Source organism: Streptomyces sp. NPDC005963, from assembly GCF_040638655.1.
Lineage (GTDB): Bacteria > Actinomycetota > Actinomycetes > Streptomycetales > Streptomycetaceae > Streptomyces.
In genome coordinates, this window is sequence record NZ_JBEXVD010000015.1 from 110,694 (window position 1) to 136,523 (window position 25,830).

23 protein-coding genes are annotated in these 25,830 nt (G+C 70.2%); 14 read left to right on the top strand and 9 right to left on the bottom strand.

The window, feature by feature from the left end:
* Nucleotides 1-118 precede the first annotated feature (118 nt).
* The 3 genes from ABZ348_RS20820 to ABZ348_RS20830 form a co-directional block, all read right to left on the bottom strand.
* Nucleotides 119-940, bottom strand: coding sequence for a PhzF family phenazine biosynthesis protein (locus ABZ348_RS20820; RefSeq protein ID WP_358935104.1), 822 nt, complete (start codon nt 938-940; stop codon nt 119-121).
* 243 nt (nt 941-1,183) lie between these two features.
* The gene (locus ABZ348_RS20825) at nt 1,184-2,797 is read right to left on the bottom strand and encodes an HtaA domain-containing protein (RefSeq protein WP_358935106.1); all 1,614 of its coding nucleotides are present in this window, start codon (nt 2,795-2,797) and stop codon (nt 1,184-1,186) included.
* 53 nt (nt 2,798-2,850) lie between these two features.
* Entirely contained in the window at nt 2,851-4,260 is a 1,410-nt protein-coding gene (locus tag ABZ348_RS20830) for an HtaA domain-containing protein (protein ID WP_358935108.1), read from the bottom strand.
* Nucleotides 4,261-4,441: 181 nt separating this feature from the next.
* Between ABZ348_RS20830 and ABZ348_RS20835 the strand changes: the two genes are divergently transcribed.
* The 5 genes from ABZ348_RS20835 (at nt 4,442) to ABZ348_RS20855 (ending at nt 9,737) form a co-directional block, all read left to right on the top strand.
* Nucleotides 4,442-5,518: an ABC transporter substrate-binding protein gene (locus tag ABZ348_RS20835; protein ID WP_358935110.1), complete on the top strand. Its 1,077-nt coding sequence runs from the start codon at nt 4,442-4,444 to the stop codon at nt 5,516-5,518.
* Between the two features lie 2 nt (nt 5,519-5,520).
* A complete protein-coding gene (locus ABZ348_RS20840; RefSeq protein WP_358935112.1) occupies nt 5,521-6,735 on the top strand; it encodes an iron ABC transporter permease in 1,215 nt (404 codons plus the stop codon).
* On the top strand, nt 6,732-7,571 hold the full coding sequence (locus ABZ348_RS20845; protein WP_358935114.1) for a heme ABC transporter ATP-binding protein: 840 nt from the start codon (nt 6,732-6,734) through the stop codon (nt 7,569-7,571). The genes ABZ348_RS20840 and ABZ348_RS20845 overlap by 4 nt, the downstream gene beginning before the upstream one ends.
* A gap of 305 nt (nt 7,572-7,876) precedes the next feature.
* Nucleotides 7,877-8,893, top strand: a complete 1,017-nt coding sequence (locus ABZ348_RS20850; RefSeq protein WP_358935116.1) for an FTR1 family protein — start codon at nt 7,877-7,879, stop codon at nt 8,891-8,893.
* Nucleotides 8,814-9,737, top strand: coding sequence for a hypothetical protein (locus ABZ348_RS20855; RefSeq protein ID WP_358935118.1), 924 nt, complete (start codon nt 8,814-8,816; stop codon nt 9,735-9,737). The genes ABZ348_RS20850 and ABZ348_RS20855 overlap by 80 nt, the downstream gene beginning before the upstream one ends.
* 106 nt (nt 9,738-9,843) lie before the next feature.
* On the opposite strand, the gene ABZ348_RS20860 is transcribed toward ABZ348_RS20855, so the two are convergent.
* Nucleotides 9,844-10,605, bottom strand: a complete 762-nt coding sequence (locus ABZ348_RS20860; RefSeq protein ID WP_358935119.1) for a bifunctional DNA primase/polymerase — start codon at nt 10,603-10,605, stop codon at nt 9,844-9,846.
* Between the two features lie 152 nt (nt 10,606-10,757).
* Nucleotides 10,758-11,363 (bottom strand): TetR/AcrR family transcriptional regulator, encoded by a 606-nt coding sequence (locus ABZ348_RS20865; RefSeq protein ID WP_358935121.1) that lies wholly within the window; start codon nt 11,361-11,363, stop codon nt 10,758-10,760.
* A 257-nt stretch (nt 11,364-11,620) separates the two neighbouring features.
* On the opposite strand from ABZ348_RS20865, the gene ddaH reads away from it, so the two are divergent.
* On the top strand, nt 11,621-12,445 hold the full coding sequence (ddaH, locus tag ABZ348_RS20870) for a dimethylargininase (protein ID WP_358935123.1): 825 nt from the start codon (nt 11,621-11,623) through the stop codon (nt 12,443-12,445).
* Between the two features lie 150 nt (nt 12,446-12,595).
* Here the strand turns inward: ddaH and ABZ348_RS20875 are convergent, their stop codons facing one another.
* Nucleotides 12,596-13,600 (bottom strand): small ribosomal subunit Rsm22 family protein, encoded by a 1,005-nt coding sequence (locus ABZ348_RS20875; protein ID WP_358935124.1) that lies wholly within the window; start codon nt 13,598-13,600, stop codon nt 12,596-12,598.
* Nucleotides 13,601-13,943: 343 nt separating this feature from the next.
* Between ABZ348_RS20875 and ABZ348_RS20880 the strand changes: the two genes are divergently transcribed.
* Entirely contained in the window at nt 13,944-15,335 is a 1,392-nt protein-coding gene (locus ABZ348_RS20880; RefSeq protein ID WP_358935126.1) for a hypothetical protein, read from the top strand.
* A gap of 42 nt (nt 15,336-15,377) precedes the next feature.
* On the opposite strand, the gene ABZ348_RS20885 is transcribed toward ABZ348_RS20880, so the two are convergent.
* Both ABZ348_RS20885 and ABZ348_RS20890 read right to left on the bottom strand, forming a co-directional pair.
* On the bottom strand, nt 15,378-16,793 hold the full coding sequence (locus tag ABZ348_RS20885; protein ID WP_358935128.1) for a Bcr/CflA family multidrug efflux MFS transporter: 1,416 nt from the start codon (nt 16,791-16,793) through the stop codon (nt 15,378-15,380).
* A 100-nt stretch (nt 16,794-16,893) separates the two neighbouring features.
* Nucleotides 16,894-18,528: an alkaline phosphatase D family protein gene (locus ABZ348_RS20890; protein WP_358935130.1), complete on the bottom strand. Its 1,635-nt coding sequence runs from the start codon at nt 18,526-18,528 to the stop codon at nt 16,894-16,896.
* A 40-nt stretch (nt 18,529-18,568) separates the two neighbouring features.
* Here ABZ348_RS20890 and ABZ348_RS20895 point away from each other — a divergent pair, with 40 nt between their 5' ends.
* The 3 genes from ABZ348_RS20895 to ABZ348_RS20905 all read left to right on the top strand — a co-directional run bounded on the left by ABZ348_RS20895 (nt 18,569) and on the right by ABZ348_RS20905 (nt 20,377).
* Nucleotides 18,569-19,324: an SDR family oxidoreductase gene (locus ABZ348_RS20895; protein WP_358935132.1), complete on the top strand. Its 756-nt coding sequence runs from the start codon at nt 18,569-18,571 to the stop codon at nt 19,322-19,324.
* 433 nt (nt 19,325-19,757) lie between these two features.
* Complete coding sequence (locus ABZ348_RS20900) at nt 19,758-19,943, top strand: hypothetical protein (protein WP_358935134.1); 186 nt, start codon at nt 19,758-19,760, stop codon at nt 19,941-19,943.
* Nucleotides 19,944-20,113: 170 nt separating this feature from the next.
* Nucleotides 20,114-20,377, top strand: a complete 264-nt coding sequence (locus tag ABZ348_RS20905; protein WP_358935136.1) for a hypothetical protein — start codon at nt 20,114-20,116, stop codon at nt 20,375-20,377.
* A 211-nt stretch (nt 20,378-20,588) separates the two neighbouring features.
* Here ABZ348_RS20905 and ABZ348_RS20910 read toward each other — a convergent pair whose 3' ends face one another.
* Nucleotides 20,589-22,001: an APC family permease gene (locus tag ABZ348_RS20910; RefSeq protein ID WP_358935138.1), complete on the bottom strand. Its 1,413-nt coding sequence runs from the start codon at nt 21,999-22,001 to the stop codon at nt 20,589-20,591.
* Nucleotides 22,002-22,261: 260 nt separating this feature from the next.
* Here ABZ348_RS20910 and ABZ348_RS20915 point away from each other — a divergent pair, with 260 nt between their 5' ends.
* Genes ABZ348_RS20915 through ABZ348_RS20930 form a run of 4 tightly spaced genes read left to right on the top strand, consistent with a single transcriptional unit; the run spans nt 22,262 to nt 25,762 of the window.
* Nucleotides 22,262-23,038, top strand: a complete 777-nt coding sequence (locus tag ABZ348_RS20915; RefSeq protein WP_358935140.1) for a polysaccharide deacetylase — start codon at nt 22,262-22,264, stop codon at nt 23,036-23,038.
* The gene (locus tag ABZ348_RS20920) at nt 23,035-23,850 is read left to right on the top strand and encodes an SDR family oxidoreductase (protein ID WP_358935142.1); all 816 of its coding nucleotides are present in this window, start codon (nt 23,035-23,037) and stop codon (nt 23,848-23,850) included. Before ABZ348_RS20915 ends, ABZ348_RS20920 begins: the two co-directional genes overlap by 4 nt.
* Nucleotides 23,847-24,605: an SDR family NAD(P)-dependent oxidoreductase gene (locus tag ABZ348_RS20925; RefSeq protein WP_358935144.1), complete on the top strand. Its 759-nt coding sequence runs from the start codon at nt 23,847-23,849 to the stop codon at nt 24,603-24,605. Before ABZ348_RS20920 ends, ABZ348_RS20925 begins: the two co-directional genes overlap by 4 nt.
* The gene (locus tag ABZ348_RS20930; protein ID WP_358935146.1) at nt 24,602-25,762 is read left to right on the top strand and encodes a C45 family peptidase; all 1,161 of its coding nucleotides are present in this window, start codon (nt 24,602-24,604) and stop codon (nt 25,760-25,762) included. The genes ABZ348_RS20925 and ABZ348_RS20930 overlap by 4 nt, the downstream gene beginning before the upstream one ends.
* Nucleotides 25,763-25,830 lie beyond the last annotated feature (68 nt).

Sequence of the window (25,830 nt, forward strand, 5' to 3'; positions counted from 1 at the left end):
CGGTCGCCGGTATCCGGCGACCGCCCCCTGCGTCATGGGCCCGAGCGTGCAGCACCCGGCCGAGCAGTACCCGAGCGAGCAGAATCCGAGTGTGCAGTTCCCGAGCGTCCGCCCGGTGTCACGACTCTCCGGGCGTCATCACCTCGGAGCGCAGGGTGTAGGGGACCAACCGGGGACGTGAGCCGGCGTCCCGCTTGATCGGGGCCATGCGGATCCGCACCGGCGAAGGGGCGGGCTGCGCCAGTACCGCGGCCGGGATGGGCGCCGGCGGTGCCAGGGCCTCCAGCCGCACCCGACCGCCGATCTCGATCTCGCCGTCAGGACCGGGAGCGGTGAGGATCTGCGAGCCCCTGCCCTGGGTGATGTTCAGGGCCCGGCCGAGTTGGTCGGTCAGCAGCAGGGCCGCCGCTCCGGTGGCCTCGTCCTCGACGATGCCGTCACCGCGCCGGGGAAAGGCCCGGGCTCGCACCCGGCCGGCCGCCTCGTCCTCCCACGCCCAGGCGTAGAGCCATCCCTCGCCCGGCGGCGGGGTGGGCAGCGCGTCCACCTCGTCGGCCGAGGCGTACTGCTCGATGAGGCGCGGCGGCGCCCACTCGGCGCGGGCGGTGATCCAGGTGAACTCGCCGTCGCTGCGCGCCCACACCTCGCCCGCGGGCGGGCTGAGGGCCTCCAGGTCCAGCAGCCAGGCCACACCGACGAGGGGGTGTCCGGCGAAGGGCAGCCGCGTGCTCGGGGTGTAGATGTCCACGACTCCGCGCTCCGGGTCGTCGACGAACACCGTCTCGCTGAAACCGAGTTCGGCGGCGAGCGCCTGACGTGACGTCCGGTCGGGGCAGACCCGGGGGTCGCGCACCACTCCGAGCGCGTTTCCGTTCCGTCCGTCGGCACCGCAGAAGACATGGAGCACGTCAAGTACGTCGTGCACATCGCGTTCGTTCACTCCGGCATTCAAGCACCCGATGCGCCGCCGCAGCGCGATACCGCGATTGCAAGGCGACAACGACTCGTATCCGTACCCACAAGGCAGTACGGAGTGCGCAAAAGATGCCGGACGGCGTCAAAGGCGAGCTGGTGTCTCTCGTTCGGTTCTCGCAGGCTCGCGCGCCCCGGAACGGCCCCGGGCCTCCACCGGGGCGCTGCAACTGCGCCACGGTGGAGGCCCGATTCCTACTGTCCCAGCAGGTCAGGACTGGTTGGCCGACTCACGGCGGCGTACGGCGAAGACCACACCGGCACCGGCCGCCGCGACACCCGCGGCAGCGGCGATCAGGCCGACCGTCGGAATGTCGGAGCCGGTGGAGGCGAGGGCTCCGGAGTCCCCGACCGAACCGCCGACCGAACCGCCGCCGACGGAACCGCCTGCGTCACCGCCCGTGGTGCCGCCGCCCGTCGACGTACCGGAACCGCCCGTGGAACCACCGGTCGAGCCGCCACCGGATGTGCTGGGCAGTTCAGCGCCCTCGGTGAGGGAGACCGCCAGCGAGAGCGGGTCGAAATCGTCGCCCGCCTTGTACATGCCGTCGAACGCCTTCACGCCGTCGGCGGTCAGCGTGGTCGCGGCTCCGGTGAGCTTGACCACGTTGTTCGTGGCCTTGAGCCCACCCGAGGGGATCGCGACCGTGGCGAACTTCAGATCCTTATAGGTGAGCTTCTTGCCCTCCGAGCCCTTGGCACGACTCGTGGTGGAGACATCGGCGATCAGGCTGCCCTGGGTGCCGTTCACCTTGACCTCCAGACCGCTGAGGCGCAGGTCCAGGAGGTACGCACCATCGGTGAGATGGCCGAGGAAGCGCACGCTGCCGTCGAAGGAGGCCGCGAGGGAGTTCGTCTTGGCGTCGAAGGTGCCCTTCGCCTTCGGGAAGCGGTAGATGTCGCCGTTCTTCTTGGCTCCGGCGGCCAGTTCGACCTTGCCGTGGGCGATCGGGCCCGTCACGTACTCGCGGAAGCGCTCCTTCACACCCCAGTCGAGGTTGCCGTCGACGATCTCCCCCTCGCCGGCGGGTGCCGTCGGTTCGGTCGACGTCGACGGCTCGCCGCTGGGCTGCGTCGGCTTGGTGGACGTGGATGCTGACGGAGTCGGCTCGGTGACTGGCGGCTTCGACGACGTGGACGGAGACGGCTCGGTGACGGGCGGCTTCGACGAGGTCGACGGGGAGGGCGAGGGACGGCCGCCGCCCTCCGACTTCACGGAGAGGGTGGCGGAGTCGAGCACGTCACCCTCCTTGTAGCGGAACGCCTTCGCGCCCGCGGCGGTGATCGTCGCCGGTATGTCCTTGAACAGCATCGCGCCGCCCTCGCCCTGACCGGGGCGCACCTTGGTCATGTCGAGCTTGGCGAGGGCCACGTCGTTGTCGAGCGCGCCGTTGAAGGTGATGTCGGCCTGGATCGAGCCGCTCGTGCGGTCGGTGATGACCCGCACGTCCGAGAGCTTGATCGTGAAGTGGGCCGACGTGAAGAGCACGCTGCCGTCGAACGCCGTGTTGGTGGCGTGGGTGGACGTGTCGTAGATGCCCTTGCCGTTGGTGAAGGTGAACGGGCCGTTGCCCGCAGCCTGCTTGGCGCCGCCCGCGACCTCGATCTTGCCGCCACCGGCCACGTAGGTGCGGAAGGACTCCTTGAAGCCCCAGTCCAGCGTGCCGTCCTTTAGGTCGATCGTCGGAGCACCGGCCGCGGGGGCGGCTTTGGCCGAACCGGACGAACCGGCCGCGACGGCGGGCAGGGCGAGGGCGGTGGCACCGAGGGCTGCCGCGGTGGCCGCGGCGGCGGCCAGGGCGAGGGGACGGCGAGAGGCTGGCATGGGGACTACTCCTAGACTCCGGGGGGTTCCGGGGGACTACGGGGTTCCGGGTATCAGTTCTGGGTCGTACGACGTCGGCGCACGACGATCAGGGCGAGCGCCACGAGGAGGAGCACTCCGGCTCCCACCGCGACGTACACCCCAGTGGGGGATGACGAGTCGGTCGAACTGGCGGCGGGGGCCGCCGCTGCGGACGAGGGCTTGGGGTCGTCCTTCTGCTCGGTCTGCGTGGGCGTCGGCTCCACCGCGGTGCCGAGGTCCGGCAGTGCGGGCAGTTGTGCCTTCTTGTCCACGGTGACGGCGAGTGAGATCGGGTCCATGTCGGTGCCGGCCTGGTACATGCCGCCGAACGCCTTGGCACCGCCGGCGGTGAGGGTCGCGGGGGCCTCGGTGAGTGCGGCGAGGCCGCTCTTGGGAGCGAAGTCCTTGGCCGCGAAGGTGATGAGGGGGACGGCCTTCTCCGTCTTGCCCGCGCTGACGACATCGGCGATCAGGGTGCCGCGGCCCGCCTTGACCGTCGCCTGCACCTGGCTGAGGGTCAGATCGAGGTGTTCGCCGGTGAAGCGAACGGCTCCTGCGAAGGCAGCGTCCAGGGTCTGGGTCTTGGCGTCGTAGGTGCCCTTGCCCTGGGGGAAGCGGAAGAGGGCTCCACCGTCCTGCGCGCCGCCGGTCAGGGTCCACTTGCCCTGGGCGATGTCGCCGGTGACGTACTCGCGGAAGGTGCGGCGCACGCCCCAGTCCACGGCCGCGTCCTGGAGCGCACCGGCCTGCTGTGTCGCCTTGGGCTTGGCGGCGGGCTTGGTGGCGGGCTTCGTCGTCTTCTTGGGCGCGGCCGGTGCGGCGAGGACGTCGACGCTGAGGCTGATCGGGTCCAGCGGGGTGCCCGCCGTGTAGTAGCCCTCGAAGGCCTTGGCGCCCTGCGTGGTCAGGGTGGCGGGGATGCCGTTCAGCCCGATCGGGCTGGAGCCGCCCTTCATGTTGATGCCGCCGAGGTTGAGGGAGGCGAAGGGGACCTGGTTGGCGGAGGTCACCTTGCCGCTGCCCCTGGCCTTGCTCACCATGTCCACGTGGAGCGTGCCGCGACCGCCGGAGATCTTGACGGTGGGACGGCTGATCGCCAGGTCGAGTTCATTGCCGCCGGACGGCTTGCGGTGGCCGGTGAAGTGGACTCCGCCCGTGAAGCGTGCCTCGAAGGAGCCGGTGGCGGGGTCGTAGGTCCCCTTGGCGGAGTGGAAGCGGAAGTTGCTGCCGCCCACGGTCGCGGCTCCGGAGGTCAACCGCCAACTTCCGCCCGCGATGGGGCCGGTGACATAGCTCTGGAAGGAGGACTTGATGCCCCAGTCGAGCCTGCCGCCCTGGACCGTGCGATCCGCCGCATGAGCGGCGCCGGCCGGGAGCAGGGCTCCGAGCAGGGCCGCGAGAAGCGCGACGGCGAAGGCGCGCATCGGTCGACACGACGGCATGGAAATACCCCTCCCGAGAAGTCCGAAGCCTGCACCGGTCTGGCAGACCGAGGTAAGGCTAACCTAAGCTATGTCCGGCCTGTACCGGTAGCCCCTTGCATTCCGGTTATGGCCTCTCGGTCCGATTCACGCACGGCTGTCGGATCGGGGAAGACCCCAGAGGGCAACTGCCCTCGCCCTGATGCAGCAGAACGACAGGACGGTGCTCCCGGTGCTCTCACAGGCCAAGTCGCGCTCGGTGCGCTCGACGCACAGATTTCGCCTGGTGGGTGCGGCTCTTGCCGCCCTCGCCATCGCGGTCACGGCGAGCGGCTGCGGTGGTGATTCCGCTTCGCCTTCCGCAGAGGGGAAGTCGAAGCCATCCGTGGCCCCCGATCGCGTCGAGCCCGTGGCCGCCGAAGCCAAGCCCGTCTACCCGGTGACGGTCGATTCGGCCGATGGGAGCAAGGTCACCATCACCTCGGGCGAGCGCATCGTGCCGCTGACCGGTTCGCTGAACGAGATCGTCTTCAGTCTCGGCCTCGGAAAGCAGGTCGTCGCCCGCGATGTCACGGCCACCTTCGAGGAGGCGAAGGACCTTCCGGTCGTCACCCGCGGCCATGACGTCTCCGCCGAGAGCGTCTTGTCCCTGAAGCCGACGGTCGTGTTGGCCGAGACCGTCTCCGGACCTGCTGAATCCATTCAGCAGATTCGTGACGCCGGCATTCCGCTGGTGGTCGTGAAGACCGCCAAAGAACTCGCCGACGTCGGCACCCGCATCGACGCCGTCGCCCGGACCCTCGGCATACCCGCATCCGGTACCGAGTTGAAGGAGCGCACCGAGGCGCGCATCGCCGCCGTCCAGAAGGACATCCCCCGGCCGGCGGACGGCGAGAAGCCCCGGGTCGCCTTCCTCTATCTGCGCGGCTCGGCCTCCGTCTACCTCCTGGGCGGCAGCGACTCGGGGGCGTCGTCGCTGTTGGAGGCCGCCGGAGCGGTGGACGCGGGGAAGGAGTCCGGGCTGAAGAAGGACTTCACCGCGATCACCAGCGAAGCCCTGGCCAAGGCGGCTCCCGATGCGATCCTCGTCATGTCCAAGGGGCTCGACTCGGTCGGCGGCATCGACGGCCTCGTCAAGATCCCCGGCGTCGCCCAGACCCCGGCCGGAATGGACCGCAGGGTGGTGTCCATCCCCGACGGCGTCATGCTGAACTACGGCCCGCGGACGGACCAGGTGCTCAAGTCCCTGGTCGACCAGCTCTACGCGAACGGCGCATGACCATGGCGACAGAAACGGAACCCGCGTCCCCGGCCGAGAACGTGCCCCGCAAGCCCTCCGCCCCGAACCCCGGGACGGACCACCCTTCCGCACCGAACGCGGCCCCGGCCCCAGCGCCGGCCGTCGACCTCGCCAAGCCGGCGAAGGAGTCGACCGCCGCCGCACCGCAGGGCCCCGCCGCCAAGGGCTCGCGCTCCACCGCGTTCCTGCTCACGGCGGGGCTCGTCGGCGCCCTCTTCGTCGTATCGCTCGTCTCCGCCGGCTACGGCGCCTATGACATCCCCATCGGCGACGTCATCGCATCGGCACAGCACCGCATCGGGCTCGGGGGCACCCCCCTCGACCGGGTCGGCGAGAGCGTCCTGTGGAACGTGCGGCTGCCGCGCGTCGTCCTCGCCCTGCTCGTCGGTGCATCACTCGGCTGCGCCGGAGCCCTGATGCAGGGCGTGTTCGGCAATCCGCTCGCCGAACCGGGAGTCATCGGCATCTCCGCAGGCGCCGCCGTCGGAGCCGTCGCCTCCATCGCGCTCGGCCTGAGCTTCTTCGGCAACTGGACCATCACCGCCTGCGCCTTCGTCGCCGGGCTCGTGACCGTCCTCCTCGTCTATGTGCTCTCCCGCTCCGGCGGGAAGACCGAGGTCGTCACCCTCATCCTGACCGGAATCGCCGTCAACGCCTTCGCCGGCGCCCTGATCGGCCTCTTCATCTTCTTCGCCGACAACGCCCAGATCACCCAGATCACGTTCTGGCAGCTCGGATCCCTCTCACAGGCGACCTGGCCCAAGGTGCTCGCCGTACTGCCCTGCGCACTCCTGGGGTTGTTCATCGCGCCGTTCTACGCGCGCAAGCTCGATCTGCTCGCCCTCGGCGAGCGGCCGGCACGGCACCTGGGCGTCGACGTGGAGCGGCTGCGCATCGCACTGGTCCTGGCCGTCGCCCTGCTCACCGCGTCCGCCGTGGCGGTCGCCGGAATCATCACCTTCGTCGGGTTGCTCGTTCCGCATCTGCTGCGGATGGTCCACGGCCCCGGGCACCGCTTCCTGATCCCGGGCAGCGCACTGGGCGGTGCGCTGGTGCTCGCCGTGGGCGATCTCGCCGCCCGAACCGTCGCCGAGCCCGCCGAACTGCCGCTCGGCGTGCTCACCGCACTCTTCGGCAGCCCGTTCTTCTTCTGGCTGCTGCGCAGGACCCGTCGCAAGCAAGGTGGTTGGGCATGAGGGCCGTGACGAGTCTCTTCGGCGTACGCAGCCGGGAGTTGCCCGAGCGCCCCGCCCCCGGGAGCGTGCTGGCCCGCGCGGAGGACGTGCACGTCCATCTGGGCGGGCGCCCGGTCCTCGCCGGAATCGACCTGTCCGCACGGGCGGGCGAGGTGCTGGCGCTGGTGGGGCCCAACGGCGCTGGAAAGTCGACGCTGTTCGGCGCACTCGCCGCGGACCTCCCCGCCGACCGGGGGTCCGTGTGGATCGGTGACCGACCCGCCGGCTCGTGGAGCGCCCCCGAACTGGCCCTGCGCCGGTCGGTGCTCCCCCAGTCCACGGCGCTCTCCTTCCCCTTCCCGGTGGCGGACGTCGTACGGATGGGACGAGCACCCTGGGCCGGCACGGCACTGGAGGACGAGGACGACACGGCGGTCGCCGAGGCGATGGCCGCCACCGAGACCGGCGAGTTCGCCCATCGGCCGTACTCCGCCCTCTCGGGCGGTGAGCGCGCACGGGTCGCCCTGGCCAGGGTGCTGGCCCAGCGCACTGCGCTGCTGCTCCTCGACGAGCCGACCGCCGCACTCGACCTGCGCCACCAGGAGTTGGTGCTCCGCATCTGCCGCGATCGGGCCGCGGCGGGGGACGCCGTGGTCGTGGTCCTCCACGATCTGGGCCTGGCCGCCGCCTATGCGGACCGGGTCGCGGTGCTCCACGAAGGGCGCATCGCGGCGGAGGGCGCACCGGCGGAGGTCTTCCAGGACGAGTTGCTCAGCCGGGTGTACCGGCAGCCCGTCGAGGTGTTCGCCCATCCGCGCTCGGGGGCTCCCGTGGTGCTGCCCCGACGCACGGACTGACCCGGCCGCCGTCCGCAGGGGGCACGGCCCGCACCGAAAGGGCGGGGCGTGCCCCGGTGTCGGCTGCCGTCCGCGCACATACGCCCGAGGCAGGAGGACATCCAGGGCGCCGCCCCCGTACGGTCCGTGCACCGCCCGATGCCCGGCGCGGGCCGCCGCACCCCGACGCACTCCGCCCGCTCCGTCTGAATACGGCCGTTCCGACCGACCCGTGCGTAGGAGAACCCCCGTGGGGAACTCGCCGTCTCGTAGGACAGGAAGGCACGGGGCGGGCAGGTGGTCCCCGATGAGCGGAGGGGGAGGACGTGTACGGCACCTATGTGATGGGACTGCAATCGGGGCTGGAGGCGGGGTTGGTCGCCACGCTGCTCGTCGCCCTCGCCGTCCACAGCGGACGACGCGCCGCACTGCCGTCCGTACTGCTCGCGGCTGCTGCTGCCGCGTCGTTGACGCTCGGGTTCGGCTCGGTACTCGAATACGGGCCGCGGGAGCTGACACCGCGGGCCGAGGGGGTGTTCGGCGGATTCCTGTCGATCGCCGCCGCCGCGCTCGTCGGTTGGGTGGTGCTGCGGATGCGACAGCCGCTCGCCCCGGGTGTACCCGGGCGCGGGCGCGGTTTCCGGTCGGGGGCACTGGCGAGCACGGCGGCCCTCGCGGTCTCCCACGAGGGCCTGACGGCCGCCCTGTTCTTCTGGTCCTCGGTACGGGCCGCATCCGACGGCCACGGCAGCGACGGCCCGCTCACCGTCCTCCTGCTCGGCATCGCCACGGCGGCGCTCGTCGTGTGGGCGTGCTGGCGGATCGCACAGCGGGTCGACCGGTCCCGTGCCGTGCGCCGGATCGGAGTCGCCCTCCTGGTCCTGGCCGCCGGGATGTCGTCGAAGGGAGTGGGCCACCTCCAGCGCGCCCACCTCTCGGACGGAGTACCGGACGCGGTCTTCGACGTGGGCGGCTCGATTCCCTCCGAGAGTTGGTACGGGGCCCTGTTACGGGGGGTGTTGGGCTTCGAGCCGGCGCCCACGGGCCTTCAGATCACGGTGTGGGCGCTCTATCTGGTCCCGGCACTCGTGCTGTTCCTGACCCCGGTAGGGTTCGGACGGTCAGTGGGGGGCAAGGAGAGTGCAGCCGATGAGAAGGCCGATTCGGGTGGGCGGGCCGCACGGGAGCCGGGCGCAGAGGGCTCAGCGGTTCCATCGGGCGGTGGTGGCGGTGACGGCGCTGGCCTTCACGGCGAGCGGGTGCGTGACCGTGCACGGGGAGCGCGAGGTCGTACCGACGGCGACGGCGGAGGAAGCGGCCGAGGCGCTCAAGGAGTTCACTGACGCCTACAACGCCGCGGACAAGGCGTACGAACCGGCGAAGGCGGCGCAGCGCGTCACCGGTGCGCTGGGCGCCATCAACCAGGCGGGCATCAAGTCGCGCAGCGTCAACTACCCCGACGGCAATCCGCAGCACGTGCCCCTGGAGTTGACGGACGCCCGGTTCACCATTCCGAAGAAGGCCGGTTGGCCGCGGTTCTTCCTGGCCGACGCCGACTCGAACCGCGACAAGGACAGGGGCCCGGCTGACAACCGTTGGGTGCTCGTCTTCCTCCGCAACGCGCCCCAGGACGTCTGGCAGGCCGCGTACTTGACGATCCTCTCGCCCGACCGCATCCCCGCCCTGGAGACGGACCAGGACGGCTTCGCCGAGGTGATCGCGCCGGACAGTCCCGCGCTCGCCCGGGTGCCGCGCGATCTGAGCCAGGAGTACGCCTCGTACACCCAGACCGGCAAGCCCGACCACTTCGAGGCCGGTCCCCACACATCGGGGTGGCGCACCACGCGGGCGAAGGAGGCCAATCAGCCCGGTCGGACGCGGCAGTACATCGACCAGCCGCTGAACAGCGGTGATTACGGACCGCTGGCGCTGGCGACCAGGGGTGGCGGGGCGCTGGTCTTCTTCACGGTCCGCAACTTCGAGCGCGAGACCATGGCGCGGGGCGTGCGGATCGAGGTCCATCCGGATGTGAAGGCGCTGCTCAGCGGGGATGTGAAGACGTCGCTGACGAAGGAGCGGATCTCCAGCCAGGCGGTGTGGGTGCCCGCTGCGAGCAGCGGGCTCAACGGGGGGAAGGTCAAGGTGCTGGGGCGGCTGACGGGTCTGACGTCGGCCAAGGGCTCCTAGGGAGTGTCTGCCCCCGGTCGCGCACCGTGCGCCACGGTGCGGAGAGCAGCGAGGCGCGGTCGCGCCAGGCCGAAGGGCGGACCACCGGCCCGGGGCGACCGGGGCATCAACGGCCGAGCGGCCAGGCTGCCTCGTGCTCGACGTCACCGTGCTCGCCGATGAACTGAGCACAGGCGTCGGTGAGGGTCTCCAGCAGGGTCAGCGGGTCCGGAAGCGGGAGCTCCGGACCCCGGACCCAGTACACCTCGTGGTCACCGGGGAGCCGGGCGGGCGGAACGAGGACGTAGCTACCCCGGCAGTGCCAGCGCAGCCCCGGGTGCTCGTCCATGGTCTCGGGCCGACAGTCGAGCTCGCAGGGCCACCACTCGTCCTCGTCCTCGGGGGTGCCGCGGGTGGCGGTGAAGAAGAGGGACCGTGCCTGCTCGCCGTCCCCACCGGACTCGGCGACGGGGCCGACCTCGATGCCCTGTTCCAGCAGCCGTTCCAAGGCGCTGCGGCCGGCTTCGAGGGGGACGTCGAGCACATCGTGGATCATGCCGGTCGCGGTGATGAAGTTGGCCTGGGGCTGTCCTTCGGCCCAGCGCTGGATCTGCGCGCGATCGGTGGTGGACTGCGTCTGCCACGCGAAGGAGACGGGGTGGCGTCCGGGCGTGGGACAGCCGATGCGTTCGCAGGAACATCGGTAGGCGACGGGGTACGCGGCGGGGGCCAGGGGCATCCCCGCATCGGCGACGGCCAGCAGCAGTTCTTCGCGGGCGGAGTCGTCGGGTTCGGTGTCCTTGGCACGTCGGCGCAGCCACTGTGGCAGCCGGACCTCCCAGGAGGGCCTGTTCTCCGTGCCGCTGTAACGACCTTTACCGTCGCCCATCTATCCCCTCACACACCTCACGCTCGCCCCACGTGGTCTCTACCATGGTCCCACCATCCTGCTCTGCGGGTGGCCACAGTTCCCAACCGGGGGTCGGCATCCGGACCGTCAGGGGATCCGGACGCCGACCCGATCGGACCGGAGGACGATCTTCAGCCTCGGGGCCCCAGGCCGCTGAGCGCGTACTCCACGACGGAGTCGGCGTACTCGTGGGTGAGCGGAAGGGTGCGCAGGAGCCAGCGGTGCATCAGCGGTCCGATAAAGAGTTCGACGGCGGTACGGGGGTCGATTCCGGCCCGTAGGGCGCCTGCGGCCTCGGCCGAACGCAGCCTTTGCACATAGAGGCGGATCGACGGTTCCAGCAGCTTCTCGACGAATTGGGCGCCGAGGACAGGGTCGACGATGCCCTCCGCGGTCAGGGCGCGGGTGGGGCCTTCGTAGACCGGGTTGTTCATCTCGTCCACCGTGGCGCGTAGCACAGTCTTGAGGTCTGCTTCGAGATCGCCGGTGTCGGGAAAGTCATAGGACCCGTCGGCCGCCTGGTCCGCGAGGTCGAGGAAGGCTTCGAGGAGCACGGCGGCCTTCGAAGGCCACCAGCGGTAGATCGTCTGTTTTCCGACCCCGGCGCGGGCCGCGATGCCCTCGATGGTGGTGCGGCCGTATCCGACTTCGGTGACGAGGGCGAGGGCGGCCTCGTAGATGGCTCGGCGCGAGCGTTCGCTGCGGCGGCTGGAATCAGGCGCCTTGGTGTCGGTCATGGCGACCAATCTACAAGAGATAAGCCGAAACGTATCGTCTCGATCGACGGAATCATCGGGCAGCAGATTGTCGCGAACCCGCCGTACCAGGAGCGGGCCACTTTACGGAGGTTTCTCCATCTACTGAGGTCGGGCGCGCCGTACAAAACGATGAAGCAGTCGACCAGGTCACAGCGCAATGGCCGATTTGGCCTCACCATGGCTCCACACACGCAGACCGCGTGTTCCCCGTCGTACTCGTATGTGAGGAGCCCTCATTGCGCTCATCGCTTCGTGACGCCTCGCCGCGCCGCTATCTGATGTGCCCACCCACGCACTTCAAGGTGACGTACTCCATCAACCCGTGGATGGATCCGGCGAAGCCCGTCGACCTTCAGCTGGCCCTGGCCCAGTGGGAGGATCTGCGCGACCGCTACACCGCGCTCGGCCACACCGTCGAGCTGTTGGAGCCCCAGCCGGGGCTGCCGGACATGGTCTACGCCGCCAACGGCGCGACCGTCATCGACGGCCGGGTGCTCGGTGCCCGGTTCGCCCACCCGGAACGGGAGGGCGAGGCGGTGGCCCACCTCGACTGGTTCAGGTCCGCCGGCTACACCGAGATCCATGAGCCCCTGCACATCAACGAGGGCGAGGGGGACTTCGCGGTCACCTCGTCCTACGTACTGGCCGGTCGGGGGTTCCGATCCAGTCCGCTCTCCCACGACGAGGCGCAGGAGTTCTTCGGCCGCCCGGTGATCGGACTCGATCTGGTCGACCCGCGCTACTACCACCTGGATACGGCCCTGTCCGTACTGGACGAGGCGGCGGACGAGGTCATGTACTACCCCGACGCCTTCTCGCCGGGAAGTCGATCGGTCCTGGCACGGCTGTTTCCCGACGCCCTGATCGCCCAGGAACCGGACGCGGCGGCGCTGGGGCTCAACGCGGTGAGTGACGGGCGCCACGTGCTGCTGCCGCAAGCGGCGCTCGGACTCTTCGCGCCGCTCAGGGACAGGGGCTACGAGCCCATGGGGATGGACCTCGGTGAGCTGTTGAAGGGGGGCGGCAGCGTGAAGTGCTGCACCCAGGAGCTACGCGGCTGAGCTGAGCGCGCCTCGGCAGCCGAGGAGACGGCAAGGCTGCCGAGGCTGCCGCGAACACCGCGAACACCGCGAACACCGCGACCGCCACACCTACAGCCGTCCCGGTCGCCGGGCCGGGACGGTCCGGGCGGGGGCCTTTCGCCGCAGCCGTCAGGCATCGTCCCCGGCAGGCGGCCAGGGCTCTCCCCAGGAAGCGTCGCGGGCGGCTCGATACAGCGGGCCGTGCCGCTTCGCCACGTTCTCCCGGGCCAGGCGTCCCTCTTCCTCACAGAGGTCGAGCATCACCAGGCCCTTGCGGATCTGGGGCTTGCGGACGATACGGGCCCGCGCCGGCAGGGGCGGAAAGCGGGTCGCGGCCACATAGCTGAACTTCTCGTCCTCGTAGGGCAGCGAACCGCCCTTGACCTGGCGGTGCAGCGAGGACCTGCTGACCCTCGCGGCGAAGTGACACCAGTCCGAGCCCGGGACGATGGGGCAGGTCGCGCTGTGCGGACAGGGCGCCGCGACCGTCAGTCCCGCCGCCACCAGTTCCTTCCGGGCGCTGATGATCCGGTCGTAGCCGTCGGGGGTGCCGGGTTCGACGATCACCACGGCCTGCGCGCTCCGTGCGGCTTCCGCGACGACGGCCGTGCGGTCCTGCGGCGTCAGTTCATTGAGGACGTACGACATGGTGACGAGATCGGTGCTCTCGATGGAGATCGCCGCGCTGATGCGCGCGCGCTGCCACTGGGCGTCGTACAGCGCCGGCACTCCGGACGCCACCGCCAACTCCCTCCCCAGAGCGAGCGCGGGCTCGGCCCAGTCGAGGACGGTGGTGCGGGGCGGCTCGTCCTGCCATGCCTCGGCCACCGCCCAACTCGCGGCCCCCGTGCCACCTCCGATGTCGGTGTGGGTCACCGGCACCCAATCCGGTGTGGTCTCCCGCAGCGCGAACAGCGCCGAGCGAACGGCCTCGAAGGTCGCGGGCATCCGATAGGCGGCGTACGCGGCGACGTCCGACCGGTCCCTGAGGATCGGGGCGTCGGTGGGGGTGGCACCGCGGTAGTTGGCGATCAACCGGTCGACGGCGCGTGCGGCCTGGCTGGGCGGCAGCCCGTCGAGCAGTCCGGCCAGCGCGCCGCGCAGGACTTCCGCGGTGGGGGTGGTGGCATTCACCGGGTGATTCTAGGCGTTTGACACCGCGGGGAACGGGCCGCGGCCCGGGCCGGAGAGCGACGGAACCGACGGAGCGCTCCCCCACCGTGGGGGCCGGGAGCATCGACGCTCGCGGTGATCGCTCGGGTTCGGTCCCGAACCGCGCGGCCCGGAGGGGCTGTTGCTACGCTGACCGCCGTTGACGCACACGGAACGTGAGCACCAGTTGCCCACGGGCACCACCAGTACGCGAGCAGGACCAGGCAATGCGAGATCCGCCCGCGGATGCGTGCGGGTACCGCCATGAGGTGAGGCGCCGCGCAACGGGGCGCCCTCGGATGTGAGCATCGCTCTCGGGGGATCCATGAGCACACAGGGGCGCACCAGACGGCGGATCGTGCGCACGGCCCTGGCAGCAGGGGCGGGCGGGGTGGCGCTGCTCCTCGTACTGACCATGTGCGGCGGCGACGACGGGTCGTCGGCTGCCGATGCCTCCGACCGCCCCTCCCCCCGGCCCTCCCCCGCATCGGCCCCACGGCTCACCGTCCCGGCCGCCTATGCCCCCGCCCAGCGCTGGGAGGTCCCGGATGCCTCCCCGGAGCAGGCGTATGCCCGGGCGAGTGGACACCTCGCCCATCTGGAACGGGTTCCGCAGCGCAGGTTCCGGGTGCGTACGCTCGATGTGTCGACCGGTCGGCCCGGTTGGAGCGGCCAGCCCTGGCAGCCGCCGACGGCCATCGACTCCTCCGCTTCGGATGCCCGCGGCGCCACGGACACCCCAGGTCAGGCGGGAGCGGGACGCTTCCCCCGACTGCTCTCCGTCGCCCGGGACGGCCGTGAGTTCTTCGTGGTCTGGTCGTTCGGCAGGACGAGCGGGGACCATCTGACGTCGGACACCTTCGTCGTCCTGGACATCTACGACGCCGCGACCGGCGCCCGGCGACGCGTCGAACTCCCCTGGTCCGGTGCGCCGACCGTGTCGGGGAACGGCCCGGGAATCCTGGTCACCGACGGCCGCACCCGCAATGCGGTCGTCGATCCGCTCACCGGTGAGACCGCTCGGGTCCCGGAGAACGCGCTCGCCCACCCCAAGGGTTGCACCGGTTGTCGCCGGCTCACCGAGGTCCGCGGAGTGACGGACCAGGGGCTCCTGCTCAGCGGTGAGAGCGGCTTCTGGGTGCGCGGCGGCTGGTACAGCAAGAACGTGGCCCCCTCGGGCGCGGACCCCCTCTCGGGTACGCCGACCTCGGTGGCGCCCGGCCTCCTCCTCGCCAAGTGGAAGCCGGCGAAGAAGCGCAAGGACGCGCGGACGCACGAGATATGGGCCGTGCACGACACCGTGACGGGCAAGCCCCTGGCGCAGACCCGCTGTCATAAGCCCGCGATCGAACCCGGCGAGTTTCCGCGTGCCGTGGTGTCGCCGAAGGGCGGGTACCTCGTATCGGGCCACCTCGCCTTCGATCTGGAACGCCGCAAGGCCCACTGCTTCGAGGAGTCGGACGGCTCCCGGCAGCTGCTGTTGGCGACCGTCGGCGACACGGGCACGGCCTACGGCGCGACCCACGCCCGCAGTGCGGCCGATGTGCTTGCGGGCGGCGGCATACCGGTGCAGTTGGAGGTGACCCGGCCGGTGCCCCAGCCGCTGGCCCCGCAGGTGCGGCTGCCGTTGGCCGATGTGGCCGGGGTGGGCGTCTTCAGCTGGACGGACGCCAAGGACCGGCTGCATCTCGTGGGGCATCCCCGCGTGCTGCCCTGAGCCGCTCCCGTGCCGACAGGGGTGCGACAGGGGTGCGGTGGCTCAGACCGTCGCGCTCTCGTGCGGACGCCAGGGCCGGCACAACACCAGGAAGCAGCCCAGCGCGGCCAGGGCACAGACCAACTGCACCACGGCCATCGGTACGGCCGTCGCTTCCCCCGCGATGCCGACCAGCGGTGAGGCGACCGCCCCGACCAGGAAGGAGCACGTACCGAGGAGCGCGGACGCCGAGCCCGCCGCATGAGGGGTGCGGCTGAGCGCGAGGGCGTTCGTGTTGGGCAGCACGAGCCCCATGGCGGCCATCAGGACGAAGAGCCCGGCCGACACCGCGAACAGGCCGACCTCGCCGAAGACTCCCGAGGTCAGCAGGAGCAGCGCCACCGCCGCCAGGGTGATCACGGCCAGTCCGGACATCAGCGCCTTGTCGAGGCTGACGCGCCCCACCAGCAGTCGCCCGTTGATCTGCCCGAGCACGATCAGGCCGACGGCGTTCAGTCCGAAGAGCAGGCTGAACGTCTGTGCGGAGGCTCCGTAGATCTCCTGCACCACGAACGGCGACGCCGAGATGTAGGCGAAGAGGACGGCGAAGGCGAGCCCGCCCGTGAGCATGTAGCCGGCGAAGACGCGGTCGGCGAGGAGTCCGCGCATGGTGCGCAGGGCCTGGCCGACCCCGCCGTTGTGGCGTCGCTCGGGGGGCAGGGTCTCCGGCAGCCACTTCAGGACCACCGCCGTCAGCAGCACGCCGACCGCGGTGAGGACGACGAAGATCCCGCGCCAGTCGGTGAAGCGGAGCACCTGGCTGCCGATCACGGGCGCGACGATCGGCGCCGCTCCCGAGACGAGCATCAGGGTGGAGAAGAAGCGGGCCATCTCCACGCCGTCGTACAGATCGCGGACCACCGCCCGGGCGATGACGATGCCCGCCGCGCCCGCGAGGCCCTGGAGGAGCCGGAAGGCGATCAGCAGTTCCGCGGAGGGGGCGAAGGCGCAGATCGCGGTGGCGAGGACGTAGACGAGCATCCCGACGAGCAGCGGACGGCGGCGCCCCCACTTGTCGCTCATGGGTCCGACGACGAGTTGTCCGAGCGCCATGCCGGCCAGGCAGGCGGTCAGGGTGAGCTGCACGGTCGATGCGGGGGCGGCCAGCGAGTCCGTGACGGCGGGAAGTGCCGGGAGGTACATGTCCATGGAGAGGGGCGGCAGCGCGGTGAGTCCGCCGAGGACGAGCGTGAACAGGAGCCCGGCGCGTCGTGCCGCAGCGCGGGGGGCACCCGGAGGTGCGTGCGGCGGGCTGCCGGGGGGTGCGGTGTCGTCGGGGGCCGGTGCGGTCACCGGCGCCATGGCCGTGGTCGCGGCGGTCGCCTCGGTCCCTGCGGCCGTCGCGCGGGGAGCCGATGGCGTTCGCGCGCTGGGTATGTTCCCTTCCGTACCGCCCTTGCCGCTGTCCGGCTTCGGCATCACATCTCCATATCGTTGAACCCTCACCCATGCTCTCAGCTCCGCGGGGATGGTTGGCACCCGTCTGCAAGGGTCGGTGGTCGCACGGCCGGTGGTGCAGTCATACGGGTTGTAGCCCCGGGGCCCTGCCCTCGCTGACGAAGGATGCGGCCGTGGCCACCGGAGCCGACGGGGTGGTGACCGCCGTGACGGTCCGGAAGTCGGCGCGCATCCGCTGTTCGTCGAGCGTGATGAGCGCATAGCCGCGGCGGCCGTCGTAGTGGCGCAGATGCGGGTTGGCGGTGGTGAGCGCGGCCCAGTTGGCGGGTCGGGCGGTGCCGTTGCCGCCGCTGCTGATGGAGGTGGTGACGATCTCGGTGCCCAGCGTGCGGGAGTCCGGATCGTCCCAGTCCGCCTTGAGGTCGAAGCCGTACGACACGTGCACGTCCCCGCTCAGCACCAGCAGTCGATCGACGCCGGCGGCCTCGGCTCCGGCGAGCACCCGGCTCCGGGAGGCGGGATAGCCGTCCCAGGCGTCCATGCTCACGGCGTACGGCGGCACCGGAGTGCGCCGCCGTCTGGCGAAGGTGACCTGTTGGGCCAGGACGTGCCAGCGGGCGTGGGAGGCACGCCAGCCGTCGATCAGCCAGCGCTCCTGTCCGGCACCGGTGAGGGTGCGCGCGGGATCCTGCGATTGCGGGCCCGGGAGGTGCCAGCCGTCCCCGTACGCCTGCGGAGAGCGGTACTGGCGGGTGTCGAGGACGTCGAACTGCGCGAGCCGCCCGAAGCGCAGTCTGCGGTAGAGCCGCATGTCGGGTCCGCGGGGGCGCTGGGGCAGCCGGAGGGGCTGGTGCTCCCAGTAGGCGCGGTAGGCGGACGCCCTGCGCAACAGGAACTCCTCCGTCGGCCGGGAGCCGCCCGGGGCGTCGCCCGCGTAGTTGTTCTCCGTCTCATGGTCGTCCCAGGTGAGGACGAAGGGATGCGCGGCATGGGCGGCCTGGAGGTCCGGATCGGTCTTGTAGAGGCCGTAGCGCTGTCGGTAGTCCGCCAGGGTGAGGGTCTCGCGGTTGAAGTGGGCGGGCAGCGGGCGGCCGGTGAGCCGGCGGGCACCGCCGACGGGGCTGACCGGATGCTCGTACAAGTAGTCGCCGAGGTGGAGGACGGCCGAGAGTTCCTCGTCGGCGAGATGCCGGTACGGGGTGAAGTACCCGTGGTGGTACGCCTGGCAGGAGACGGCCGCGAACCGCAGCGCGCCCACCGACGAGAAGGGCGCCGGTGCGGTTCGGGTGCGGCCCGTGGCACTGATCCACCGGCCGGCACGGAAGCGGTAGTAGTACGTGCGGTCTGCGACCAGGCCCGTCACCTCGCAGTGGACGCTGTGGTGCAGTTCGGGATGGGCGACGGCGCTCCCGCGGCGAACGACCCGGGTGAAACGGGGGTCGTGGGCGACCTCCCAGCGCAACGTCACCCGGCGGGGCGGTAGTCCGCCGTCGGGTTCGTAGGGGCGCGGCGCGAGGCGGGTCCACAGCAGTACGGAGCCCGGCAACGGATCGCCGGACGCAACGCCCAGGGTGAACGGGTCCTCGCTGATGCGTTGGGCGTCGAACGCGGCGGCGTGGGCCGTACCCGGGAACCCCACGCCGAAGGCGAGCACCACCGCGGCCGTGGTGTGGTTGAACCAGCGCCGGCGGGTGATGTACCTGGCCGCGTTCCGGAGTTCGGCCGACTGCGCGTCATGGTGCCGTGCGGCGGTCATGCGCGGTGCACCGGAACGGTGACGGCTACGCTGCGCGCCCATGACGGATCATTCGCGGATCGCAGTGGTGACGGGTGCCGGGTCGGGCATCGGTCGGAGTGTCGCCTTGGCGCTGGCCGGTGCGGGGTGGCGGGTGGCACTGGCGGGGCGCAGGGCGGGGGCGCTGGCCGGGACGGCGTCGCTGACGGACGGACAGGTGATCTGCGTCCCCACGGATGTGACGTCACCCGCCGATGTGACCACGCTTTTCGAGGAGGTCCACCGGCATTGGGGACGTGTCGACCTGCTGTTCAACAATGCGGGTGCGTTCGGTCCCGGCGGTGGGGTGCGGTTCGAGGACCTCTCGCCCGAGGATTGGCGCGCGGTGGTGGACGTCAATCTGACCGGGGCCTTCCTCTGCGCCCAGGCGGCCTTCCGCCTGATGCGGGACCAGTCGCCGCGCGGAGGGCGCATCATCAACAACGGCTCCCTGTCGGCGCAGGCGCCGCGTCCGCACTCGGCTCCGTACACGGCGACGAAGCACGCGATCACCGGGCTGACGAAGTCGATCTCGTTGGACGGTCGGGAGTACGGGATCGCCTGCGGGCAGATCGACATCGGCAACGCCGCGACCGAGATGACCGCGCTGATGGCCCGGGGGGTGGTGCAGGCGAACGGGACGCGTGCGGTCGAGCCGCTGATGGACGTGGCGGACGTGGCGCGCACGGTGCTTCACATGGCCGGGTTGCCGCTGGAGGCGAATGTGCAGTTCGTGACGGTGATGGCCACGGGGATGCCCTTCATCGGCCGCGGCTAGGGTCTTTCTTTCGAATCAGGGCACGGTGGGTCCTCGGCTCTGTCGCTGTGTACGGCGGCGTCGACGAGGCCCCTGCACAACAATCGGCCGCCGGGCCGCGCGAGGATATGGCGCGGGCTGCCCGTCGATGCGGACCCATCCCCTCCGATGTCGGTGTCTTCGACCGGGTGCGCCGGTCCTTCCGCCGCGGGTCGGCACGTCGCCCCAGGTGGCCCGTGTCACCGGCCGCTGCCTGGAGGGATGCAACCCGGACGGGTCGGTGTTCGACGGTGTGGTGCGCCCGGATGACGGCCGCGCCCCCGGATCGCCGGCGGTGACTTCGACCGTCCGACGGTGCACCGAAAACAACCACAGGAAAAGCACATTGTGGCGAGGCTCGGCCAACGCACCCGGGAAGCCTGCCGACAGCGCGTCGGCATGGGACGCTGGAGCCATGGAGCACACCCTGGAGATGACGCTCGATCCGATCTGGGACACGGTCGACCGGTTGCACACCTGGCTCGATCAGCAGGGCACCGGCCCGGCCGAACTGAAAACACTGTTGGGCCCGTTGACACTCCGGGAGGAGGGCGGGGAGGTGAGCCGGGCCGTTGTGGGAGCGGCCTGTCCCGCACGATGACCACCGCGACCGAAACACCGCGACTGAACACCGCGACTGACGGAAGCAACCAACGGAGCGACCGCAGCAGCTGACGGAGAGCTGGCGGAAAACCGATGGACAACTAGCGGAAAAGGGACAGGTGCTCGCCTGCTCTCGTTTCCCCGCCGAGGGCCTGGTTAGATCCGGGCATGACGGATTGGTCGCAGCTCAAGGACGCATTCGGTTCCGCAGAGGGCGTTCCGGCCCTGCTCGACCGATTTGAGGCTGCCCCGAGTAGCGTGTGGCCGGAACTGATGGATCGGCTCTGCCCGCAGTTGGACTCTGCCTTCACCGCGAGCTTCGCAGCGCTCCCCCGGCTCGCACGGATCGCATCCGCCCAGGAGCCCGAGCAGCGCTCCTGGGCCCTGATCGGAGGGGATCGCGCACCTCTTCGGGGATGCGGAGTGCGGTGACTGCGGCACCGTCTTCCCCGTGGCCGACCAGGTGGTCGCCCGGTCGCCGCAGTTCGACTGACGGCGCAGTGCCTGCCTGAACGGTTCTGAGGCGAGCCCTGGGCACAGTCCTGCGAACGAGTCCTGCTAACGAGTCCTGCGAACAGCGAGGAGGCAGGTGCCGCGGACCGCACCTGCCTCCCGTTCTTCCGTTGTCACCGCATCGGCGGGATCAGCCCAGCGGGCTGCCCTCGTGCGGTCGGGACACCGTCGGGGTCTCGGTCTCCAGCGCGGCGAAGTCCTCACCCTCGGCGCCCATGTGCAACTCCGGAGGCTGACGGGTGAAGAGCCGGGTGGAGATCGCGAGGAGCACGATGCCCACCGCCATCCACACCAGGCCCACCACGAAGGTGTCGCCCGTCAGACTGGTCCACAGCCACACCGTCGAGGCGAAGCCGAGGCCCGGCAGCAGGCCGTTGATCAGGAGCGAGCGGGCACCGGTCGTGCGTCCCTTGCCGAAGATGTAGTGCTTGATCACGCTCAGGTTGACCATCGAGAACGCGGCCAGCGCACCGAAGTTGATCATGACGACGGCCTGGTCGAGGGTGAGGACGGTGGAGAGCAGGGCGACCACCGACACCGTGACCAGCGCGCCCACGGGCGTACCGAACTTGGGGTTCAGCCGGCCGAAGAGCCTGCGGGGCAGCAGTCCGTCGCGGCCCATGGAGAAGATGATCCGGGACACGCTCGCCTGCGACACCATGGCCGAACCGATGCAGCCGAGCACGTACACCGCGGTGAACGCACCGCTCAGTGCGCTGCCACCGACCGTCTCCATCAACTCCGCGCCGGCCGAATCGGGGTTGGTGAAGTTGTTGTCCGGGCGGACCAGGGAACCGACCCAGGCCACCAGGATGAACAGACCGCCACCGATCGCCGTGGTGAGGATGATGCCCAGCGGAATGGTCTTGCGCGGGTTGTGGGCCTCCTCCGCGAGGGTGGAGACCGCGTCGAAGCCGAGGAAGCTCAGTGCCAGGATGGCCGCGCCGCCCGCCAGCAGCGTCCACTGACCGGACTCGGGGATGAACGACTGGAAGGCGTCGCCGGCCGGCACCTCGGACTGCACCGCGGACAGCGTCACGAAGGCCACCAGCAGCAGTGCGGTGATGCCCATGATGATCGCAGTGATCTTGCTGATGAACTTCACGCCCAGCACATTGAAGACCAGTACGAGGAGCAGGACGAGTACGCTCCACACGCCCTGCGGCACACCGGGGAACTGCGCGTGCAGATAGATGCCTGCGAGGAGGAAGGACACCATCGGCAAGAAGAGGTAGTCCAGCATCAGCGTCCAGCCCGTGAGGAAGCCGACGTGGCCGCCGAAGACCCGCTGGGAATACTTGTACGCGGAACCGGCGGCCGGGAAGCTGCGCACCATCCGGCCGTAACTGTGTGCGGTCAAGAGCATCACGCCGAGTGCCAGAACATAGGCGGCGGGCAGATGTCCCGCGGTTTCGTCATTGACGATTCCGTAGGTCGTGAAGACGGCGACCGGAGACATATAGGTGAGACCGAACAGGACGATCGCGGGCAACCGCAGCACTCTCGTCAACTGAGGTGCTTTTTCACTGGTGGGACTGGACACCGGCTTTTCCTCTCCGCGCCCGTCGGTTCAACGGGGTTCCATCGATTCCCGAAGGGTGGCAAAACCCGGCGACGACCGACATACGCATCTGTACGTACGGGCGTGGGGCTCGGCGGCACCGGAGTCGGGCGCAGTGACCGCTCACACGGTCCGATACGTAATCTTACGGAGTTCGCAAAACGGTCCTGATCGTTACCGTGTTCCTCAATCCCGCATTGGAGAGAGGACCCCGTATGTGGCCAGCTGGCTATAGCGCGGCTTTGGCGCTGACCATCGACTTCGACGCCGAAGAATTGTGGCTCGCCGAAGACCCTGCGAACGCCGCTCGGCCCGGAGTGCTTTCTCAGGCGCGTTACGGCGCCGAAGTCGCGGTACCCCAGTTGCTGAACATGCTGACGCGTCTGGAAATACCGGCCACGTTCTTCGTCTGCGGCGGTGATGCGGAAAGGCATCCGTCGATCGTGGAATCCGTCGTCGAGCAGGGCCATGAAATCGGGCACCACGGTTTCACGCATCGCTCTCCGCATCTGATGGAACGGGACCAGGAGGAGGAGGAACTCTCCCGCGGACTGTCCGTACTGCGTTCCTTCCAGGACCGGATCACCGGTTACCGATCCCCCTCGTGGGACATCAGCCCGAACACGTTGGACCTGCTCGTGGCGAACGGGTTCAGCTATTCGTCCAACATGATGGACGCGGTCCTGCCCTATCCCCATCCGCGCCACGACCTGGTGGAGATCCCGGTGCACTGGTCGCTGGACGACGCACCGCACTTCTGGTTCGACGCCTCCAGTTGGGACCGTACGATCCGCTCGTCGCGCGAGGTGGCCGAGTTGTGGGGCGAGGAGTCGTCCGCGATCCACGACGCCGGCGGTCTGGTGACCCTCACCGTCCATCCGCAGATCATCGGTCGCCCCGGCCGGCTGCGGATGCTGGAGCAGTTCCTGACCTCGGTCCGGGCCGATGAGCGGATCTGGTTCGCCCGCTGCCACGAGGTGGCGACCGCGGTCCGCGAGTCCACGGCGGCACGGTCATGAGCGGCGTTCCCGCCCAGGCCACGGCGGAGGGTGTGCCCCCGGCCGCCACCCGGCGTACCGCGGTCGTCACCGGCGCCGCACGCGGGATCGGGCACAGCGTGGCCCGGCGGCTCCTCGACGAGGGCTGGAATGTCCTGATCACCGATGTCGATCCCTCGGTCGTCCGGGCGGGCGAGGCACTCGACTCCGGTGGGAACCGCATCGCGACCCTGGTGGCCGACGTGTCCCGGCCCGAGGACGCGGCCCTCATGGCCGAGCGGGCCCTCGCGGCGTTCGGGCGGATCGACGCCCTGGTCGCCAATGCGGCGGTCGGCGGCCCGGAGACCCCGCTCCTCGATACTCCCGATCAGGACATCCAACGGGTGTTGGAGATCAACTTCTTCGGGGTGCTGCACTCCGTACGGGCGGTGTGGCCGGCCCTGGCCCACGACGGGCACACCGGTCGGATCGTCGTCCTCGGCTCCCTCTTCGCCCAGCAGCCCACACCCGGCGCCGGTGCCTACAGCGCCTCCAAGGCGGCCGTGCAGTCCCTGATGAAGACGCTGTCGGTGGAACTCGCTCCCCACTGCACGGTCAACGCGGTCGCCCCCGGCTATGTGATGACCGAGATGCACCGCGAGGAGTTGCACTCGCGCGCCCGCCGCAGCGGACGCACCTTCGACGAGGAGCGGGAACTGCTGGTCAGCGAAGTACCACTGGCCCGGCATGGCGTCGGTGCCGATGTGGCCGACGCCGTCCACTATCTGCTCTCGGGCGCGGACTACGTGACCGGCCAGACCCTCAACGTCAATGGAGGAGTGCTCACCTCATGAACCCCACAGACGGCACGCGGACCGGGGGGCGCCTGGTGGTCACCGGTTCCCGCTCGGGCATCGGCCGGGCCACCGCGGTACTGGCGGCCCGGCGCGGCTGGTCGGTGATCGGCCTGGACCTGGCGGTGGACGAGCACGGCGAGCAGTTCGACGAGGGCATCACCACCTTTCCGTGCGACATCACCGACGATTCCTCGGTGCAGCAGGCGTTCCAGCGGGTGGACCGCGCCTGGGAGGGCCTGGCTCCGACCGCCCTCGTCCACTGCGCGGGTGTCTACCGCTTCAAGGCGGCGATCGAGACCACCCCTGCGGAGTGGGACGCGGTCGTCAACCTCAACGCCCGCGGCTCGCTGCTGGTCGCGGCCGAGGCCGCGAAGCGGATGCTGGCCACCGGCGCGAGCGGCAGTGTGACCCTGCTGTCGAGCATCGCGGCCGTACGCGGTGACGGTGGGGAGCCGAGCGCCGCCTACAGCGCCAGCAAGGGCGCGGTGGTCTCCCTCGCCCGTCAGCTGGCCGTCGAGTGGGGCCCCGAAGGCATCCGCTGCAATGTGGTCGCCCCCGGGGTGATCGACACCCCCATGACCACCGTGTCGCACAGCCCGGAGATCTACGCGCAGGTGCTGCAACGCATCCCGGCCCGTCGTCTGGGAACGGCCGCGGAGGTCGCCGAGGTGTGTCTGTTCCTCGCCTCGGAACAGTCGGGCTACGTCAATGGAACGGTCATCGCCGTGGACGGAGGGCAGAGCGCCTCATGAGTACGACCGAAGACTTCATCGATCCCCCCGCACCCCTGGTCGTCCGGGTCGAGGGCACCGCACGCGAGCGCGGATTGCAGTACGGCAGCGCGGCCAAGGAACGCGTACAGCTGTCCCTGGAGAACTACGCCCGGGTGTACGCCAAGTTCGCCCAGCTGACCTGGGACGAGGCGACGGCGCTGGCCCGGACCTTCATACCGGCGATCCAAGATTTCGACGCCCGCTACCTGGAGGAGATGGAGGGCATCGCCGAGGGCGCAGGGGTCACCTTCGAGGACGTCCTCGCCCTCAATCTGCGCACCGAGATCCTCTTCTCGGGCAAGGCCCGCAAGCTCGCAGCGGCGGCTTCCGTCCCCGGTGAGTGCACCGCGTTCTGCGATCTGCGCGGCCCCGAGCCCATCGTGGGCCAGAACTGGGACTGGATCCCCTTCTCGCACCAGACCGTCGTGGTGCTGGAGGCGATACCGGAGCGCGGCCCGCGCTGGGTGTCGGTGGTGGAGGCGGGGCTCCTCGCCAAGTTCGGGATGAACTCGGCCGGGGTGACGGTCCTGACCAACGCCCTCATCTCCTCCCTCGATGTGGGAACCCCGGGGATGCCGTACCACCTGCTGCTGCGCGGGCTGCTGGAAGCGGAGTCCGCACAGGCGGCCGAGGAGGTGCTCCGGGCTGCGCCGCGCTCCTCGTCGGCGAACTATCTGATCGTCGCTGACGGCACCGCGGTGGACGCGGAGACCCGGCCGGGCAGGGCTTCCGACATCAGCTGGCTCCCGGTGCGCCAGGGCGAGTACCTCATCCACGCCAACCACTTCATCAGCGACAATTCGGCGTTCCCGACGACGGCGGCCGACCACGGTCCGCAGGTCATGCCGGACACCCTGTTCCGGCGGGAGCGGGCGGGCTGGCTGGCCGAGCTGATGCCGCAGCCTTCGGTCGCCGGCTGGCACGAGGTGCTCAGCGACCACGAGAACTTCCCCGACGCGCTGTGCTGCCACCCCAACCCGAAGGAACACGAGCTGGAGCAGGGTTCCACCGTCGCCAGTGCGGTGATCGAGCCGGCGAAACAGCTGATGCACCTGGTGCTGGGGCACCCCTGCTCGGTGCCCCGCGTGACATACGACTACGGGCCGTTCTTCGCCGGGAAGTCCGGGGGATCCTGAACATCCGCAGAATCCGGGGGATCCTGAACATCAGGGGGATCCGGGATCTAGGGCAGGCGGTCAGACGG